At 52.3% G+C, this 14722-nt stretch carries 24 protein-coding genes, 1 tRNA gene and 1 pseudogene; 21 read left to right on the top strand and 5 right to left on the bottom strand.

Going from position 1 to position 14722, the window contains the following annotated elements; translation table 11 throughout:
* Positions 1-72: 72 nt before the first annotated feature.
* Positions 73-351, bottom strand: a complete 279-nt coding sequence (locus ACR6AS_RS01150; RefSeq protein ID WP_312055823.1) for a CII family transcriptional regulator — start codon at positions 349-351, stop codon at positions 73-75.
* Positions 352-465: 114 nt separating this feature from the next.
* The gene (locus tag ACR6AS_RS01145; RefSeq protein ID WP_078805206.1) at positions 466-654 is read right to left on the bottom strand and encodes a Cro/CI family transcriptional regulator; all 189 of its coding nucleotides are present in this window, start codon (positions 652-654) and stop codon (positions 466-468) included.
* Between the two features lie 105 nt (positions 655-759).
* On the opposite strand from ACR6AS_RS01145, the gene ACR6AS_RS01140 reads away from it, so the two are divergent.
* From ACR6AS_RS01140 to ACR6AS_RS01060, 17 genes and pseudogenes are all read left to right on the top strand, one after another.
* Entirely contained in the window at positions 760-1470 is a 711-nt protein-coding gene (locus ACR6AS_RS01140) for a LexA family protein (RefSeq protein WP_434160838.1), read from the top strand.
* 51 nt (positions 1471-1521) lie between these two features.
* Positions 1522-2448: a P63C domain-containing protein gene (locus ACR6AS_RS01135; protein WP_434160836.1), complete on the top strand. Its 927-nt coding sequence runs from the start codon at positions 1522-1524 to the stop codon at positions 2446-2448.
* A 448-nt stretch (positions 2449-2896) separates the two neighbouring features.
* Complete coding sequence (locus tag ACR6AS_RS01130; protein WP_434160834.1) at positions 2897-3133, top strand: transcriptional antitermination N peptide; 237 nt, start codon at positions 2897-2899, stop codon at positions 3131-3133.
* A gap of 401 nt (positions 3134-3534) precedes the next feature.
* On the top strand, positions 3535-3756 hold the full coding sequence (locus ACR6AS_RS01125) for a hypothetical protein (protein ID WP_434160832.1): 222 nt from the start codon (positions 3535-3537) through the stop codon (positions 3754-3756).
* A 35-nt stretch (positions 3757-3791) separates the two neighbouring features.
* Positions 3792-4034 (top strand): DUF551 domain-containing protein, encoded by a 243-nt coding sequence (locus tag ACR6AS_RS01120; protein WP_434160830.1) that lies wholly within the window; start codon positions 3792-3794, stop codon positions 4032-4034.
* Between the two features lie 150 nt (positions 4035-4184).
* Complete coding sequence (locus tag ACR6AS_RS01115; RefSeq protein WP_434160828.1) at positions 4185-4322, top strand: protease FtsH-inhibitory lysogeny factor CIII; 138 nt, start codon at positions 4185-4187, stop codon at positions 4320-4322.
* Positions 4323-4428: 106 nt separating this feature from the next.
* Positions 4429-4623, top strand: a complete 195-nt coding sequence (locus ACR6AS_RS01110) for a hypothetical protein (protein ID WP_418802961.1) — start codon at positions 4429-4431, stop codon at positions 4621-4623.
* Positions 4620-4772 (top strand): hypothetical protein, encoded by a 153-nt coding sequence (locus ACR6AS_RS01105; protein WP_186806364.1) that lies wholly within the window; start codon positions 4620-4622, stop codon positions 4770-4772. Before ACR6AS_RS01110 ends, ACR6AS_RS01105 begins: the two co-directional genes overlap by 4 nt.
* Positions 4765-5370 (top strand): ERF family protein, encoded by a 606-nt coding sequence (locus tag ACR6AS_RS01100; RefSeq protein ID WP_434160826.1) that lies wholly within the window; start codon positions 4765-4767, stop codon positions 5368-5370. Before ACR6AS_RS01105 ends, ACR6AS_RS01100 begins: the two co-directional genes overlap by 8 nt.
* Positions 5370-5762 carry a single-stranded DNA-binding protein gene (locus tag ACR6AS_RS01095; RefSeq protein WP_434160824.1) on the top strand — a complete coding sequence of 131 codons (393 nt, stop codon included), beginning with the start codon at positions 5370-5372 and terminating at the stop codon, positions 5760-5762. The genes ACR6AS_RS01100 and ACR6AS_RS01095 overlap by 1 nt, the downstream gene beginning before the upstream one ends.
* Before the next feature lie 26 nt (positions 5763-5788).
* The gene (locus tag ACR6AS_RS01090; RefSeq protein ID WP_434160822.1) at positions 5789-6097 is read left to right on the top strand and encodes a hypothetical protein; all 309 of its coding nucleotides are present in this window, start codon (positions 5789-5791) and stop codon (positions 6095-6097) included.
* Positions 6098-6215: 118 nt separating this feature from the next.
* Positions 6216-6455 (top strand): hypothetical protein, encoded by a 240-nt coding sequence (locus ACR6AS_RS01085; RefSeq protein ID WP_343463521.1) that lies wholly within the window; start codon positions 6216-6218, stop codon positions 6453-6455.
* A gap of 89 nt (positions 6456-6544) precedes the next feature.
* Entirely contained in the window at positions 6545-6787 is a 243-nt protein-coding gene (locus tag ACR6AS_RS01080; protein ID WP_434160820.1) for a DNA polymerase III subunit theta, read from the top strand.
* Entirely contained in the window at positions 6784-7284 is a 501-nt protein-coding gene (locus ACR6AS_RS01075) for a hypothetical protein (RefSeq protein ID WP_434160818.1), read from the top strand. Before ACR6AS_RS01080 ends, ACR6AS_RS01075 begins: the two co-directional genes overlap by 4 nt.
* Positions 7285-7502: 218 nt before the next feature.
* Complete coding sequence (locus tag ACR6AS_RS01070; protein WP_434160816.1) at positions 7503-7778, top strand: DUF5405 family protein; 276 nt, start codon at positions 7503-7505, stop codon at positions 7776-7778.
* A gap of 534 nt (positions 7779-8312) precedes the next feature.
* A pseudogene (locus tag ACR6AS_RS01065) lies at positions 8313-8402 on the top strand (helix-turn-helix domain-containing protein); the annotation flags it as partial.
* 137 nt (positions 8403-8539) lie between these two features.
* Complete coding sequence (locus ACR6AS_RS01060; RefSeq protein ID WP_434160814.1) at positions 8540-9703, top strand: tyrosine-type recombinase/integrase; 1164 nt, start codon at positions 8540-8542, stop codon at positions 9701-9703.
* A 15-nt stretch (positions 9704-9718) separates the two neighbouring features.
* Here the strand turns inward: ACR6AS_RS01060 and ACR6AS_RS01055 are convergent.
* Both ACR6AS_RS01055 and ACR6AS_RS01050 read right to left on the bottom strand, forming a co-directional pair.
* A tRNA-Arg gene (locus ACR6AS_RS01055) sits at positions 9719-9795 on the bottom strand.
* Positions 9796-9889: 94 nt separating this feature from the next.
* Positions 9890-10393, bottom strand: coding sequence for a DUF1198 family protein (locus ACR6AS_RS01050; RefSeq protein WP_111138991.1), 504 nt, complete (start codon positions 10391-10393; stop codon positions 9890-9892).
* Between the two features lie 172 nt (positions 10394-10565).
* On the opposite strand from ACR6AS_RS01050, the gene folD reads away from it, so the two are divergent.
* On the top strand, positions 10566-11432 hold the full coding sequence (gene folD, locus ACR6AS_RS01045) for a bifunctional methylenetetrahydrofolate dehydrogenase/methenyltetrahydrofolate cyclohydrolase FolD (protein WP_293770799.1): 867 nt from the start codon (positions 10566-10568) through the stop codon (positions 11430-11432).
* Entirely contained in the window at positions 11433-11645 is a 213-nt protein-coding gene (gene ybcJ / locus ACR6AS_RS01040; protein ID WP_111138989.1) for a ribosome-associated protein YbcJ, read from the top strand. It begins immediately after the preceding gene.
* A gap of 139 nt (positions 11646-11784) precedes the next feature.
* On the opposite strand, the gene cysS is transcribed toward ybcJ, so the two are convergent.
* Complete coding sequence (cysS, locus tag ACR6AS_RS01035) at positions 11785-13170, bottom strand: cysteine--tRNA ligase (RefSeq protein WP_111138988.1); 1386 nt, start codon at positions 13168-13170, stop codon at positions 11785-11787.
* A 211-nt stretch (positions 13171-13381) separates the two neighbouring features.
* Here cysS and ppiB point away from each other — a divergent pair, with 211 nt between their 5' ends.
* Together ppiB and lpxH are read left to right on the top strand one after the other, a co-directional pair.
* Entirely contained in the window at positions 13382-13876 is a 495-nt protein-coding gene (gene ppiB, locus ACR6AS_RS01030) for a peptidylprolyl isomerase B (protein ID WP_111138987.1), read from the top strand.
* Complete coding sequence (gene lpxH, locus ACR6AS_RS01025) at positions 13876-14592, top strand: UDP-2,3-diacylglucosamine diphosphatase (protein ID WP_418797151.1); 717 nt, start codon at positions 13876-13878, stop codon at positions 14590-14592. The genes ppiB and lpxH overlap by 1 nt, the downstream gene beginning before the upstream one ends.
* Positions 14593-14722 lie beyond the last annotated feature (130 nt).

The following is a 14722-nucleotide window of genomic DNA, read 5'->3' as shown; positions in this document are numbered from 1 at the left end:
CCCCGCCACTGTTTACATATCCAGTTCTTCCTGGCATACTTTTCTCCAGTTATTTGTGTTCGCAAATATCTATCAGGCCGAGAATGAGTTACCGCTCATCTCGGTCTTTTCTTTGGTGAGAATGCTCGCCACCTGCCGGGCCAAATGAGCCATCTCGTCATCCACGACGCCCCACTCCAGCACTGCAAGCAGCATTGAAAACTTAGGGAGCCAGTCGCGTTTCCAGCGGCTTATCTGCGCCTTATCGACACCAACAGCTGCTGCCGTTTTCTCGGTGCCAATCAGTGAGATCTTGTTGAGTAAAGCGCTTTCGATTTTCAGCGCCTCGTTGCGTTTGTTTGCGTGATCCATTTCGTAGAATTCCTTTGAGTTAAGTAGTTACGTGACATTGCGGTGAGCAAGTCACTTGAGGTTGCTCCGACATTTCGGTGGGAGCGGGGTCAGAGTTTTAAAGAGCGGTGTTGCTTACTTCTTGATGCTCGGGAAAGGCTTTAACTCCTCACCCTTAACGGTTCCATCGGACTGAACGGTCACAAAAATCTGTCGCCCCGTCCGAATGGCCTTGCTGATTGCACATTGGATAACGCCAAAATCTTTGGCGGCTTTCGCCTGCCCATGAATTTTTGCGTAGTCCTCAAGTGTCATTCGGTTCATAGGCTCACTCCTTGAAGATACACAACAAAGAATACTACGGGTATTCATTAAAGTAAATATCCTAGGTATTTTGAGTGTGATTACTTGCGGTATTAGAATGAGTTGATGGAAAACAAAAAGTCACTGACGACAGAACAGCTTGCAGACGCTGCGCGCCTGAAGGCTTTGTATGAGTCGAAGAAAAAAGAATTAAAAATCACTCAGTACACAATCGCTGACTCTCTGGGGATTTCTCAGGGTGCGGTCGGCCATTACATGAATGGCCGCATTGCACTCAACGTCCCGGTAGTGACAGAGTTAGCGCGGCTCTTGCACGTCTCTGTTTCTGAAATCAGTCCAACCTTAGCCAAGGATGTTTCCCGCTACGCAAGCACAGTTGATGCGAACGTCTCTAACCCAAGAGACCATAAGCCGACTGCGCGCTACCCCGTTTTAAGCAAGGTTCAGGCTGGCGCATGGGATGAAGCCTGTGAACCCTATACGATTAAGGATGTCGATATGTGGCTTGAATCTGACGCACATACGCAAGGAGAGGCTTTCTGGTTGCAGGTAGAAGGCGATTCGATGACTGCGCCGATCGGGCTGAGCATCCCGGCAGGAACCTATGTACTGTTTGATACAGGACGTGAAGCGATCAATGGCAGCCTGGTCGTGGCAAAGTTGACCGATGACAACGAAGCTACGTTTAAGAAGCTAATCATTGATGGCAGCCAGAAGTACCTGAAGGGTCTGAATCCACAGTGGCCTATGGTGCCGGTTAACGGTAACTGCAAGGTGCTGGGTGTGGCGATCGAGACGAAGATGCGGCTGGTTTAAGGCTCAGTGGCCGGAATAAACGTTTGGGTGAGGTTTAATCAAGGAGTCGATATGGAAATTTTAAAGGCAATAGCCGGAGCAAATGACACCCCCCTTCAGCTGGGTGATAGCACGTTAGAGTGCTATGTCCTTGAAGATGGATCGCGAGTTTTTTCGGGTAATGGGCTTCAAAAAGCACTAAAATTCCCTGGTTCTGCAGGCGGCAGTGCATTGGTTAAAATGCTAAATGCAGGGAGGCTTTCAGAGAAGTTAACTATTGATATACTTGATAAAATCAATAACAGAAAGGAGTTTGTTCGGCCTGGTTCTGGAGGACGACTTTCTAAGACCTATGGCTATGATGCAACCCTGCTGATTGACATATGTAATCTTCTCATCGAATGCCGCGAGCAAGGAATTTTAACGCCTAAACAAGAAGAGTATGCTCAGACTGCAAGGGTCATTATCTCTAGCGTTGCAAAGGTTGGCATCATTGGACTTATCGATGAGGTTACCGGTTACCAGCACCAGCGTGAGAAAGATGAACTTCAGAAAATCCTTAAAGCTTATATATCTGAAGACCTTTTACCCTGGCAAAAACGCTTTCCTGACATCTTCTACCGTGAACTTTTTAGGCTCAATGGCTGGGATTACACCCTAGGTAGCATCAAAAAGAGACCAGGAGTAATTGGCACCTGGACCAATAAGCTGATTTATGAACAGCTTCCTCCTGGAGTACTGGACGAATTAAAAGAAAGAACCCCAAAAAGCTCCGCTGGAAATGCCACTGCTCGTTACCATCAGTCCCTAAGTGAAGATATTGGCGAGCCAAATTTATCGGCACAAATTAACAAAACCATCACTTTATTTCAGTTGTCAGACAATATGTCGCATATGTGGAAGCAGTTTAAAAAGCTTCAGGAAAGACAGGCTGGGCAGGAGCAGTTAGATATACCTTTTACGTTCGATGATGACGGTCACACCAAAGAAGAATCATAGCTTTTCCAAACCAGACACATTGATAGCCCGCCACCGAGCGGGCTTTTTTGTGCCTGCAGATCCGACTTCGCAAAAATAAATTACTCATCATTTCAATAGCATGGCTATTCAGAAACCAAAATAAATACTTTGAGTATTTACTTAATTAAATACTATGAGTATTCTTTACCCCATCAGCAGGACGCACTAACCAACAGGATGTTGGGTCGCTCTTTAACATTGATGGGGTTTGTCTCCGCCGAAATGCGGGGAACCAAAGTGAAGTTGGCTTTGGGATTGGATGAATGCGCAGGCTGATGCGCTGAAACGTCAAGATGATGATGCTCAAGCTGCCTGGGCACGGTTCGCAAAGTGGTGAGCGGCAGATTTACCTAGCGAGAAATCATCAATGCCGGGTGTAGTTCAGCACCGGCCATCCAATCACCTAAGCCAATTACCGGAGGTACACATGACAATCGTAATGACCATTCTGGCCTCTGATAACGCCAGAAATCGCCGCAGGGCAAAACGTGCAACTGAGCGTGAGCAGGTTGCAGGAAAGCAGCACATCAGCCGCATCGAGAAGGCTTGCTCTTCCCCTTCTCTGCGTGACAGGCATGAGAGCACATCACAGTGCTTACCGGAGATAGCTATTTTTGCAGCGGGCTATCGCAACTCAAAAGACATCGTAACGGCGAGAGGTTGAATATGAGCGACAAAGAGATGTTTAGGATTGCTTTCGAGCTATGCGAAGACCGCGCCATGGCAAGGCGAATGGTGGCACAAATGAAGCGACAAGCTTTGCAGCCCAGCATGAAAAAGAGCAAATCTAATGGTCGAGCATAGTTATCCTCTTTCTGGCACCAGAACTGAGCGCATCAATTTCATTCGTCATCTCAAGCGATCAGGCGACCATAAAGGTGCACTTAGATTCTGGCTGCTGAATCCAAAAGGGATTAGCAAAAAAACATTTACTGAAATATGAGGCTGCCTAACCCGCAGCCTTTTTCACATCTGGAGGCACCATGATAAGCGACAGAGACTGGTATTTCGGCTGGTTTGTGTTTGGCGTGCTGATGGTGCTGGGGTTTATAGCAGGAGGTTGAGATGGATGCAGAAGAGATTTTGAGCGTGGATTTGCAAGAGTGCGGCGGGGATATACACAGGCATGAGGAAGTAATCCGGCGCTGGCTAGAAATGGACGGAGCTCAAATTACAGAGAAGGAACGAAGCCACGCGATGCACGCAGCCTTTGGCATGTCATTCGAAGCCGACGAGGCTCTGAATCGCGTTCACGCAGATTTATTTGGCTCGATCATTCGGGATTAGGCATTGGGCCAGTAACCACTACAGGAGAGAGAGGAATGGAATGGATTAATTGCAGCGAGCAACTGCCGGAGGGATTTCCAAAGCAGGTTCAGGTTGCCTATGTATCAGATTCTAATGGAGAGCATTGCCTTGATGTTGGCCAGGGAATGCTCTTCCCTGACAGGATTTGGCGATGCGCTGCCTTATTTTATGACGCATCAAATAACGGCTTTCGCTACGGAGAATTTGCGCGTCAAGTAACCCACTGGAGGCCTATGCCTAGCCCACCCACTGAGTGACACCGTAAAGCTGTCTGCTTAGACGGCTTTAAGGTGCTACGCACCAACGCTGAGGTTTCAGCAGGATATATAACCAGAACGTTTCATCCTTATGGGGGCCGCAATGGCCCCTTCTTTTTACACCAACCCTATCGAATCAAGGAACCCACGATGAACTATGCCATCGCGGGCGGCGCCATCGTGGGCGCTGCTCAGCTAAACGAATCACTACTCGACACCATTACCCGCCGCCTGCGTGCCAGCCTGCGCAACCTTATCGACACACTGAACCAGAGAGGCCAGCCATGAAATCACGTTACTTCACGAAAGCTCAGGAGCTTTCAAGAGAGGCTCACCTGTTTGGTGATGGTGCCAAGTGGGCAATGGCAATGCGGTTACTGCGAAGGGCTATGCAATGAAGCTGAAAATTGAGTGCGGCGAACTGAAAACCCGCGCCGGCTATCGCCCCGGCATGATGATTATCGAAGCTGAAGAGGTTTCTCTGCTCGATTTCAGCGGCAAGCAGATGCTCAACCAGTTCGACATCAAAGATGTCATGGAGTGGCTTACAGAGCAGGGTTACACGATTCATCAGGAGATAGCAGCATGATTGACCCGGATATGTATTTCATCGAGATGATGAAAGCCATCTTAGAGCCAGTGCTGGAAGAGATGACACCACAGCAGGCTGCAATGGATGCGGCTGCTGATTACCGTACGGAGCAGCAGGCAGCGAGAATGGGAGTTAGCTATGAGTAAAGAGTTTTACGTCAGGCTGGCAGAGATACAGCGCACACTGGAAGCGCCGAAGGGCCAGTACAACAACTTTGGTAAGTATCACTACCGCAGCTGCGAAGACATCCTTGAGGGTGTGAAGCCACTGCTTAACGGCTTGTTCCTGTCCATCTCTGACGAAATCGTTCTGATTGGTGACCGGTATTACGTTAAAGCCACGGCGACGATCACCGATGGCGAAACCACCCACAGCGCCTCTGCAATGGCCCGTGAGGCTGTCGACAAGAAAGGCATGGATGACGCCCAGATTACCGGCGCGACCAGTTCCTATGCCCGTAAATACTGTCTGAATGGCCTGTTTGGCATCGATGACTCAAAGGATGCTGATACCAATGAGCATCGACAGCAGTCAGCCTCAGCGCCTCAGCAGCAGAAGCCAAAACCTAAACCAGCGGACATCCTGGCTGCCTTCTCTGAGGCCGCACTCAGCAAGACCACTCCGGAAGAGTTGAAGCAGGCATTTGCAAAAGCCTGGCAGATGCTGGATGGCACCCCGGAGCAGGCCAAGGCGAAGGAAGTCTACGACATGAAGAAATCAGAGCTTGAAGGAGCTACAGCATAATGCCAATCAACACGATCACAATCGCAGGTAATGTCGGCAAGGATGCCGTTCTGCGAGTTACCCCAAACGGAAAGCACATTACATCTTTCTCCCTGCCGGCCAAATCAGGAGTTGGTGACAATGAGAAAACGTCCTGGCTGCAATGCAAGATGTTCGGCGCTATGGCTGAGAAGCTGTCGGCATCAATATTGAAAGGCGCGAAGGTCACCGTTACCGGCGAGTTCGTTCTGGAAGAATGGGCAAAGGATGACGGCACCAAAGTTTCGACGCCAACCATTCTCGTGCGGGATATCGACCTGCCGCCAAAGCAGATTGGCCAGCAACAGAATCGACCGCAGCAGTCGCGTGGTCAATCTACCGAACCTGATTACGACACCTCGATTCCTTTCTGATCTAACCCACCAATAAGGCACCGACCATGAACCTCACCGAACCTTCGGCGGACTCTGCACGCCCTGATGAAACGCATTCACAGCGTCTGCATCGGTTGGCTATGCAGGACGCACAGCAGCAGATTGCCGCCCGGTACGGTGAGCGGTGCCGGATTGAATCACGCACAACGGAATCACTGGAGCAGCGGCGCAGGGAGCGCGCCACACGCGAATATGCTCGACAGGCAGCGTTCTATCCGCAGTTGCCACGCATCGTTATGACGAAGCCTGATGTCGTCTGGAATGACTTCCGTACTGAGCTGCGCGGCCGCTTTGGTGCCGTGGTGCAGGACTAACTATTTTCGCCGCGGCTTGAGCCTGACAGTGGAAGTCGAAGGCAATACGATTAAAGTTTTTAATGCGCGATCCGATGATATTCATTTGGCATATTACAAATCAAAAAGGATTTAGCTAATGAGTAGTAATGAAAGATTCATCGACTATAAGTCTACGTTCATAAACTATGAGGGAGAAGAGGTTAAAGGATTGCATATTATGCGTGCGCCTGGCCGCGCAGTGATGATTAGCCAAAGGATAAATTCTGAATCTCCTTCAGTAACAGAGCCATTTTACTTGCCTGATGACCCCAAAGGATTGAGGAAAATTGCAAAGGAGTTGGTGGAGATGGCTAAAAAACTAGAAGGAAAGTCATAGCTGCAACATCCTTTTCCTTGGCCTGAAGTAATACGTCTTATCTACAGTTTAATTTAAAGGCGATATACTCCCCACAGGAGGACATCGCCATGTCACACAACTTAGCAGCACGCAGCAGAGAAGAGCGCGACAGGATTAACGTGGATTTAGCCGCGTCAGGAGTCGCATACAAGGAGCGTATGAATCAGCCTGTTATCCCGCATGAAGTGGAGATGCTGCAGCCTGAAGCTATGAGGGAGTACTTCAGGGAGAGATTGCAGCATTACAGGAACGTTGCGCTGCAGTTCCCGCGCGGCACTGACCCGGTTTATTTTAAGGAGGATAAGGTTTGAGTTGGAACGCAGGGGAATGGTTAAACTTTGGCGTTGCTGCCTCTTCGGCTATTGCCTCAATTAGTGCAATGATAGCAGCATTCATGAGCAAAAACGTAGCCAGAAAGGCCTTGTTCTTACAGAAAAAAACCTCCGAATCCGAAAGAAAAAGAGCCCTAAGAGAAGCTTTGAAATTAAACGCAAGGAAGGCGAATGATTCGGTAGGTAACCTATGGCCAAAAGACTGGGATTACCGGCAAATAAGCGCAATTGCAAACGCTACAGTATCTGCAAAGCAAGATATTTTAGCGGAAATCGAAATATTGCCAGAAAATGAGATTGCTTATTACAAAAGCATCTATCTTACAAACTTGTCTGAAAACATCTATTGGGAATTGCAAAGCCAGTCAACCCCTAAATCAATCTATCTAGGAATAGAGGGGAATATAATGCCCCTAGTTGTCCTGCAGTCGAGGTGGACTGAGGGAAGAGATTTTTTCCACACAGCAGAAAGCTAATTTAAATGTAAGCCGCCCACCGAGGCGGCTTTTTTACGCCCAAATCCCGGAGGTGCCATGCACCTGTTCCTGATAATCATCATGTTCGAAACCGGCACCGTAACCTCCCTGCCGTTTGAAAACTCCGCCAGTTGTATCGAATCCGTTCAGACCATCAGCAAAAACATTCCAGCCAAATCAGGTTGCGTAACCTGCCTGGCAGATAAGGGGAAATGACTATGAAGATTCAAATCGGCGACAAATATCTGGTCACAGCAGACCAGTACAACTACATCCTTCAGGAAAGGAAGGTTGCCAAAGATGGCAAGAATGTCGGCAACGAATACCTGCAAACTGTCGGCTACTTCACCCGAATCAGCCAGCTTGTTACGACCCTGATTCAGCTTGAGGTGCGTCAGTCAGACATCGCCAGCCTGTCGGAAATGGATGCGCTAATCAAAGCAGTAGGCATCCAGTGTGAAGCAGCATTCAAAGCTGAAATGGTGGAGGTGTGACATACACGCAGATGAAATCGACAACGCAGCAGAACTGGAAGCGTTCAACCTTCAACTGGCATTAGCCAACCGTCCGCACCCGACCATGCGCTTCACCGGAGAGTGCCATTACTGTGAGGAGAAAGTATCGACCGGGTTCTTTTGCTGCAGCGAATGCAGGGAAGACCATGAGCGCATTGAGCGCGCTAAACAGCACCGCAAAGTGGCATGAGTCCGGCGCAGGAGAATGCGCTAAGGGCCGTAGCGCGTAAGTGCAGGAGCGAAATCATCAGCGCCATAGATGGCAGGCCCAAATTAGAGCACGACCACATCATCACCACACTTCTCGATAAACACGCCAAATCAATCACCGCACTGCCGCCGAATACCTTCTCAGCCAAGAGATGGCTGGGCTATTACGTGCGGCAGCTGGATAAGGAGAGAGCTTCTGCGAAGTGAAAACGACCATCGACACCTGCCCCGGCGAGTTCCTCATATGACTCGCCTTTTAATTTGCATCCTGTTGGCCCGATGCTGGCAGCATAAGGAGTAGATATGGAAACCTATGCCCTGTCTATGGATGAGGCATGTGCGTTCCTCGGAATTTCCCGCCCCACCTGTCAGCAGTGGATCAAGACCGGCAGGCTCATGGCAACGCGCAAAGACCCGTCAAAACCGAAGTCACCCTACCTCCTCACCCGTCAGGCCTGTATTGCCGCTCTCAATAATCCAATGCACACTGTCGCCGTGAGCGCGGCAGATGCACATGAGGAGAATAAATCATGTCGATCTTCCGCAGAGGTTCCGTCTGGTACGGGAGTTACACGACGCCAGGCGGGAAGCGCATTAAGGAATCTCTTGGCACAGAGGACCGAAAGCAAGCACAGGAGCTTCACGACCGGCGAAAGGCTGAGTTATGGCGAATAAAGCGGCTGGGTGATTTCCCCGACGTTACGTTCGAAGAAGCATGTCTGCGCTGGCTGGAAGAAAAGGCGCACAAGAAATCGCTCGATGCTGATAAGGGCCGGATCGGATTCTGGCTCATGCATTTTGAAGGGGTACTGCTGAAGGATATCAGTGAGGCGAAGATTTACGCCGCGGTCAGCAGGATGACCAACCGCAAAGCAAAGGAACGATGGGAGCAGCGCGCCATGTCGATGGCGAAGAAAGGACTGGATATCGGGGAGTACAAACCGGCTGCCGTGTCCACCTCTACCAAAGCTAAGCACCTGGCATTAATGAAGGCGCTGATGCGCGCAGCGGAGCGTGAGTGGAAATGGATCGAGAAGTCGCCGGTTATCAAAGTGCCTCAGGAAAGAAATAAGCGGGTGCGGTGGCTCGAACCCGCTGAGGCGAAGCGACTGATTGATGAGTGTCCTGAGCCCCTAAAGTCTACCGTAGAGTTCGCGCTTGCAACAGGATTGCGCCGCTCAAACATCGTCGACCTGAAGTGGCAGCAGATTGACCTGCAGAGAAAGGTGGCATGGATATACCCGGAAGAAAGCAAATCAGGCAGAGCTATTGGCGTAGCACTGAATGAAATGGCTGAGTCTGTCCTGAAACGACAGATTGGCCGGCATCACAACTGGGTATTTGTTCACACCGAATCGGTGAAGCGGAATGACGGAACGACTACGGCAAGCGTCCGGAAGATGCGGGTCGATTCAAACACTGCGTGGCGAGCAGCATTGAAACGGGCTGGCATCGAAGATTTCCGGTTCCATGACCTTCGGCATACGTGGGCGAGCTGGTTAATTCAGGCTGGCGTTCCGCTATCGGCGCTGCAGGAAATGGGAGGATGGGAAAGCATCGAAATGGTACAGCGATATGCTCACCTTGCACCTAACCACTTAACGGAGCATGCACGGCAAATTGATGCGATTTTTGGCAGTCGTGTCCCAAATCTGTCCCATGTGGAAAATCTGGTAGCTGGAGGAAGGGGGTAAGTCGTTGAATTTATTTGGCACGCCCTACAGGATTCGAACCTGTGACCTACGGCTTAGAAGGCCGGTGCTCTATCCAGCTGAGCTAAGGGCGCATGGAGATGGCACGGATTATACGTCCGGAAGCGGGTACGTCAACGTTTTTGCCGTTTCTGCGCAGCGAAGTGCTGCGGGATTAACCAATTCGCATCAATGACGCCTGCGCCATTCGCTGAGCGACACCACCTGGCGAGTCGCGGCAGATTCTCCTTCCAGCTCAATCCCTTGCGGTGTGAAACGCGCATTATACTGTTCGCGAAGCGCGTGCAGCTCCTGGCTGTCCGGCTCCAGCTGGCGCAGAAAGCCCAGCGCGAGCAGCAGTTGCTGGCGGCTGATCAGCGGTGAAAAACCGGCGCGACTGAGAATGCCATGCCAGCGCTGGCTGTTCTCCTCGCTGCCGTCCACAATCAGCACCTGCCAGATCAGCAACACCGCCGCACCGTTATGCAGATGCGTTTCATTATCGTGACTCAGATAGTCGGTAAACTCTTTCGCCGCCTCTTTGCCCATCATCGCGGTCATCGACTCCACCTGAACCGGTGGCAACTGCAGCCGCTTGCTGAGCCGCTGAACGGCATGACGTGAGCCTGCGGTGAGCAGCTGAAATCCGGCGACAAACACCACCGCCAGCGTGGCAAACATTATCCAGATCATGACATCTTCCCCTGATAGTTCTGCAGATATCATACGCATGCAGGCAGCCACTCGTCGCGATGAAAAGTCGGAAAGCGCGTATGCGGCTGAAACTGTGACTGACAGCAGCCCACGCTTCTGACAAAATAGCCCCCTTCCCCGATTCAACACAACACAGTGGATTTCCTCTCTGATGGCAGCAAAAATTATTGACGGTAAAACGATTGCGCAGCAGGTGCGCGTTGAGGTTGCGGAAAAAGTGAAGCAGCGTCTGGCGGCCGGAAAACGTGCGCCAGGCCTGGCTGTCGTTCTGGTAGGTGAAAACCCGGCCTCGCAAATCTACGTGGCCAGCAAACGCCGCGCCTGTGAAGAGGTGGGTTTCCATTCCCGCTCTTACGATCTGCCCGCCTCGACCCGCGAAGCTGAGCTGCTGGATCTGATTGATGCGCTCAATCAGGACGATGAGATCGATGGCATCCTGGTTCAGCTTCCGCTGCCCGCCGGTATCGATAACGTCAAAGTGCTGGAGCGCATCACGCCAGACAAAGATGTCGATGGATTCCACCCCTACAACGTTGGCCGTCTGTGTCAGCGTGCGCCGACTCTGCGTCCCTGCACGCCGCGCGGGATTGTCACGCTGCTGGAGCGTTACAACATCGACACCTACGGCCTGAACGCTGTGGTGGTCGGGGCATCGAATATCGTTGGTCGTCCGATGAGCATGGAGCTGCTGCTGGCAGGCTGCACCACCACCGTAACGCACCGCTTTACCAAAGATCTGCGCCATCACGTTGAGCACGCCGATCTGCTGGTGGTGGCGGTCGGTAAGCCGGGCTTTATTCCGGGTGAGTGGATCAAACCCGGTGCTATCGTCATCGACGTTGGCATTAACCGACTGGAGAGCGGCAAAGTCGTGGGCGATGTAGATTTCGACACTGCATCAGAGCGTGCATCCTATATTACCCCGGTGCCAGGCGGCGTTGGCCCGATGACGGTGGCTACCCTGATCCAGAACACGCTGCAGGCGTGTGAAGAGTTTCACGATAAAGAGGTTGTTTAAATGGCAAATTTTTCACTGGGAAAATTCCCGCATGTCGATCTGTGTGACCTGCTGAAGCTGGAAGGCTGGGTTCAGAGCGGTGCACAGGCTAAGATCGTGATTGCCGAGGGCGAAGTGAAGGTCGATGGCGCGGTCGAAACCCGTAAGCGCTGCAAAATCGTGGCCGGTCAGACCGTCGAGTTCTCCGGTTTCCGCACCACGGTCGTTGAGTGATGCGCTGGCGTCCCTGCGGGGACGCCGTTGCAGCATCCACGTCAGCCCTGCGCGTCTGCGCGGTATCAGCCCGCCAGTACGAAAAAGAGCGACCTGCCCGTTAGTCGCAAAAAAAGGGCGATTGCTCGCCCCTTCCGCCCTATTTCCGACGCCAGCTTGAGCCCTGTGGCCCATCTTCGACAATCACGCCCAGCGCGTTGAGTTTGTCGCGGGCGATATCTGCATCCGCCCAGTTTTTGGCGGCACGCGCATCGGCACGGGCTTTCACCCAGTGCTCAATCTCGGCAACCTCTTCGTCATTCACCTGCGCGCCACTCTGCAGGAACAGCTCAGGGTCCTGCTGCAGGATGCCCAGCACGTTGGCCATCTCACGCAGCTTCGACGCCAGGGCATCAGCCGAGGCACCCTCTTCGCTTTTCAGGCGGTTAACTTCACGCGCCATGTCGAACAGCACCGAGTAGGCTTCCGGGGTATTGAAATCGTCATCCATCGCCGCGCGGAATCGCGCTTCAAACGCTTCGCCACCGCTGGCCGGGACACTGCTGTCCGTGTGACGTAACGCCGTGTAGAGGCGCTCCAGCGCCGCACGCGCCTGATTCAGGTTATCTTCGCCATAGTTGAGCTGGCTGCGATAGTGACCGGACATCAGGAAGTAACGCACCGTCTCCGCATCATAATGCTGCAGCACGTCACGCACGGTGAAGAAGTTGCCAAGCGATTTGGACATCTTCTCGCGGTCGACCATCACCATCCCGGAGTGCATCCAGTAATTGACGTAAGGACCCTCATGCGCACAGCTCGACTGGGCGATTTCGTTTTCATGATGCGGGAACATCAGATCGGAGCCGCCGCCGTGAATATCGAAGTGGCTTCCCAGCTGTTTGCAGTTCATCGCCGAGCACTCAATATGCCAGCCCGGGCGACCATTGCCCCACGGTGATGGCCAGGCGGGCTCATCCGCTTTGGACATCTTCCACAGCACGAAGTCCATCGGATTCCGCTTCACGTCGGCCACTTCAACCCGCGCGCCCGCCTGCAGCTGTTCCAGATCCTGACGCGACAGCGCGCCATAGTCGGTGTCGCTGAGCACATCAAACATGACGTCACCATTTTCCGCGACATAGGCGTGCCCGCGTGCGATCAGCGTTTCAACCAGCGCAATGATCTCTGCGATATGGCGGGTCGCGCGTGGTTCCTGATCGGGTGGCAGAATACCCAGTGCGGCAAAATCGTTATGCATTTCGCCAATCATACGATTGGTCAGGGTTTCGATGCTTTCGCCATTTTCATTGGCACGTTTGATGATCTTGTCATCAATGTCCGTAATATTACGCACATAGTTAAGCTCATACCCGAGGTAGCGCAGATAGCGCGACACCACATCAAACGCCACGAACGTCCGCCCATGACCAATGTGACAGAGGTCATACACCGTGATGCCGCAAACATACATGCCGATTTTACCGGCATGAATGGGTTTGAATTCCTCTTTCTGTCGACTCAGGGTGTTATAAATCTTAAGCATTGAACGGTTCCGTTTTCGCGTGTGGTTGACACTTTTAAGTATCCAGACATTGTGCCGTATTTTATCGCTCGCGCGACGCAAAGCAAGCCAACTGCGCCGCGCTGCTGACGCGTCATCGGAATTTATGATATAAGAACCGTCGACTAAAAGGGGTACGCCAGTTAACAGAGCGACCTCAGCTACTGATCACAACCTTTACAGGACAACAAAAATGGTAACTTTCCAGACGAACCATGGCGATATCGTAATCAAAACGTTCGATGACAAAGCGCCGGCCACCGTACAGAACTTCCTGGATTACTGCCGTGAAGGTTTTTACGACAACACCATTTTCCACCGTGTCATCAACGGCTTTATGATCCAGGGCGGCGGTTTCGAACCCGGCATGAAGCAGAAAGAAACCAAAGCTGAAATCAAAAACGAAGCGAACAACGGCCTGAAAAACACCAAAGGGACGCTGGCTATGGCGCGTACCTCTGCGCCGCACTCTGCGACCGCACAGTTCTTCATCAACGTCGCTGACAACGACTTCCTGAACTTCCGTGATGAAAGCGTTCAGGGCTGGGGCTACTGCGTGTTTGCAGAAGTGGTTGAAGGCATGGATGTGGTAGAGAAGATCAAAGCCGTCTCTACCGGCCGCAGCGGTATGCACCAGGATGTGCCAAAAGATGACGTCGTTATCCAGAAAGTGACCGTCAGCGAGTAATGTCGCGCACGCTGTTTATCGCAGATCTCCATCTGTGTCAGGAAGAACCGGCGATTACCGCCGGTTTTCTGCATTTTTTAGCGCGCGAAGCTCCTCACTGCGACGCGCTCTATATTCTCGGCGATCTGTTTGAAGCCTGGATAGGCGATGACGATCCCAATCCGCTGCATCAGCAGGTTGCCGATGCCCTGCGCGCCCTGCCGGTGCCGGTTTACTTTATTCATGGCAACCGCGATTTCCTGCTGGGCCGCCGCTTTGCACGGGCCAGCAACATGACGCTGCTGCCGGAAGAGCAGGTCTTGACGCTCTATGGTCAGCGCGTACTGATCATGCATGGTGACACGCTCTGCACGGACGACGCGGGTTATCTGCGCTTTCGCGCCAGAGTGCATAATCCCTGGATCCAGCGGCTCTTTCTGGCGCTGCCTCTGCGGATCCGTAAGCGGATTGCCGCGCGGATGCGGGCCGACAGCAAGCAGGCTAACCAGCACAAATCTCAGAGCATCATGGATGTGAACCCGGATGCGGTCGTCGCCACCCTGCTGCGCCAGCAGGTGCCGCTGCTGATCCATGGTCACACTCACCGCCCGGCAATTCATACGCTGGCGGTGCAGGGCGAAACGGCACAGCGCGCGGTACTGGGTGCCTGGCACGAACGGGGTTCCATGATTCAGCTTGACGCCAGTGGCATTCAGCTCACTGAATTTGACTTCTGATCTGCCGTTAAACCGACGGCATTAAGCGCGACGCAACCGTTTTCCTTCCGCCTCTGTCATGCTATTCTCGGTGCCCTTCAAAACCTGTCCGCCCGGCCAGGTCTGTTTGTTCATCCACAGGAGTTGACCG

This window comes from Pantoea phosphatilytica (genome assembly GCF_051025615.1).
Classification (GTDB): domain Bacteria; phylum Pseudomonadota; class Gammaproteobacteria; order Enterobacterales; family Enterobacteriaceae; genus Pantoea.
The sequence above is the reverse complement of the archived record's forward strand: the minus strand, read 5'-3'. Positions and strand labels throughout refer to the sequence as shown.

Excerpts from the sequence above, each read along its gene's own strand:
- ybcJ (WP_111138989.1), top strand. The coding sequence starts at position 11,433 with ATGGCAAATTTTTCACTGGGAAAATTCCCGCATGTCGATCTGTGTGAC.
- ACR6AS_RS01120 (WP_434160830.1), top strand. The coding sequence starts at position 3,792 with ATGGAATGGATTAATTGCAGCGAGCAACTGCCGGAGGGATTTCCAAAG.
- ACR6AS_RS01070 (WP_434160816.1), top strand. The coding sequence starts at position 7,503 with ATGAAGATTCAAATCGGCGACAAATATCTGGTCACAGCAGACCAGTAC.
- ACR6AS_RS01100 (WP_434160826.1), top strand. The coding sequence starts at position 4,765 with ATGAGTAAAGAGTTTTACGTCAGGCTGGCAGAGATACAGCGCACACTG.
- ACR6AS_RS01135 (WP_434160836.1), top strand. The coding sequence starts at position 1,522 with ATGGAAATTTTAAAGGCAATAGCCGGAGCAAATGACACCCCCCTTCAG.
- ACR6AS_RS01085 (WP_343463521.1), top strand. The coding sequence starts at position 6,216 with ATGAGTAGTAATGAAAGATTCATCGACTATAAGTCTACGTTCATAAAC.
- ACR6AS_RS01130 (WP_434160834.1), top strand. The coding sequence starts at position 2,897 with ATGACAATCGTAATGACCATTCTGGCCTCTGATAACGCCAGAAATCGC.
- ACR6AS_RS01115 (WP_434160828.1), top strand. The coding sequence starts at position 4,185 with ATGAACTATGCCATCGCGGGCGGCGCCATCGTGGGCGCTGCTCAGCTA.
- ACR6AS_RS01140 (WP_434160838.1), top strand. The coding sequence starts at position 760 with ATGGAAAACAAAAAGTCACTGACGACAGAACAGCTTGCAGACGCTGCG.
- ACR6AS_RS01125 (WP_434160832.1), top strand. The coding sequence starts at position 3,535 with ATGGATGCAGAAGAGATTTTGAGCGTGGATTTGCAAGAGTGCGGCGGG.
- ACR6AS_RS01050 (WP_111138991.1), bottom strand. The coding sequence starts at position 10,393 with ATGATCTGGATAATGTTTGCCACGCTGGCGGTGGTGTTTGTCGCCGGA.
- ACR6AS_RS01145 (WP_078805206.1), bottom strand. The coding sequence starts at position 654 with ATGAACCGAATGACACTTGAGGACTACGCAAAAATTCATGGGCAGGCG.
- ACR6AS_RS01060 (WP_434160814.1), top strand. The coding sequence starts at position 8,540 with ATGTCGATCTTCCGCAGAGGTTCCGTCTGGTACGGGAGTTACACGACG.
- folD (WP_293770799.1), top strand. The coding sequence starts at position 10,566 with ATGGCAGCAAAAATTATTGACGGTAAAACGATTGCGCAGCAGGTGCGC.
- lpxH (WP_418797151.1), top strand. The coding sequence starts at position 13,876 with ATGTCGCGCACGCTGTTTATCGCAGATCTCCATCTGTGTCAGGAAGAA.
- cysS (WP_111138988.1), bottom strand. The coding sequence starts at position 13,170 with ATGCTTAAGATTTATAACACCCTGAGTCGACAGAAAGAGGAATTCAAA.
- ACR6AS_RS01090 (WP_434160822.1), top strand. The coding sequence starts at position 5,789 with ATGAACCTCACCGAACCTTCGGCGGACTCTGCACGCCCTGATGAAACG.
- ACR6AS_RS01110 (WP_418802961.1), top strand. The coding sequence starts at position 4,429 with ATGAAGCTGAAAATTGAGTGCGGCGAACTGAAAACCCGCGCCGGCTAT.
- ACR6AS_RS01095 (WP_434160824.1), top strand. The coding sequence starts at position 5,370 with ATGCCAATCAACACGATCACAATCGCAGGTAATGTCGGCAAGGATGCC.
- ACR6AS_RS01080 (WP_434160820.1), top strand. The coding sequence starts at position 6,545 with ATGTCACACAACTTAGCAGCACGCAGCAGAGAAGAGCGCGACAGGATT.
- ACR6AS_RS01150 (WP_312055823.1), bottom strand. The coding sequence starts at position 351 with ATGGATCACGCAAACAAACGCAACGAGGCGCTGAAAATCGAAAGCGCT.
- ACR6AS_RS01105 (WP_186806364.1), top strand. The coding sequence starts at position 4,620 with ATGATTGACCCGGATATGTATTTCATCGAGATGATGAAAGCCATCTTA.
- ppiB (WP_111138987.1), top strand. The coding sequence starts at position 13,382 with ATGGTAACTTTCCAGACGAACCATGGCGATATCGTAATCAAAACGTTC.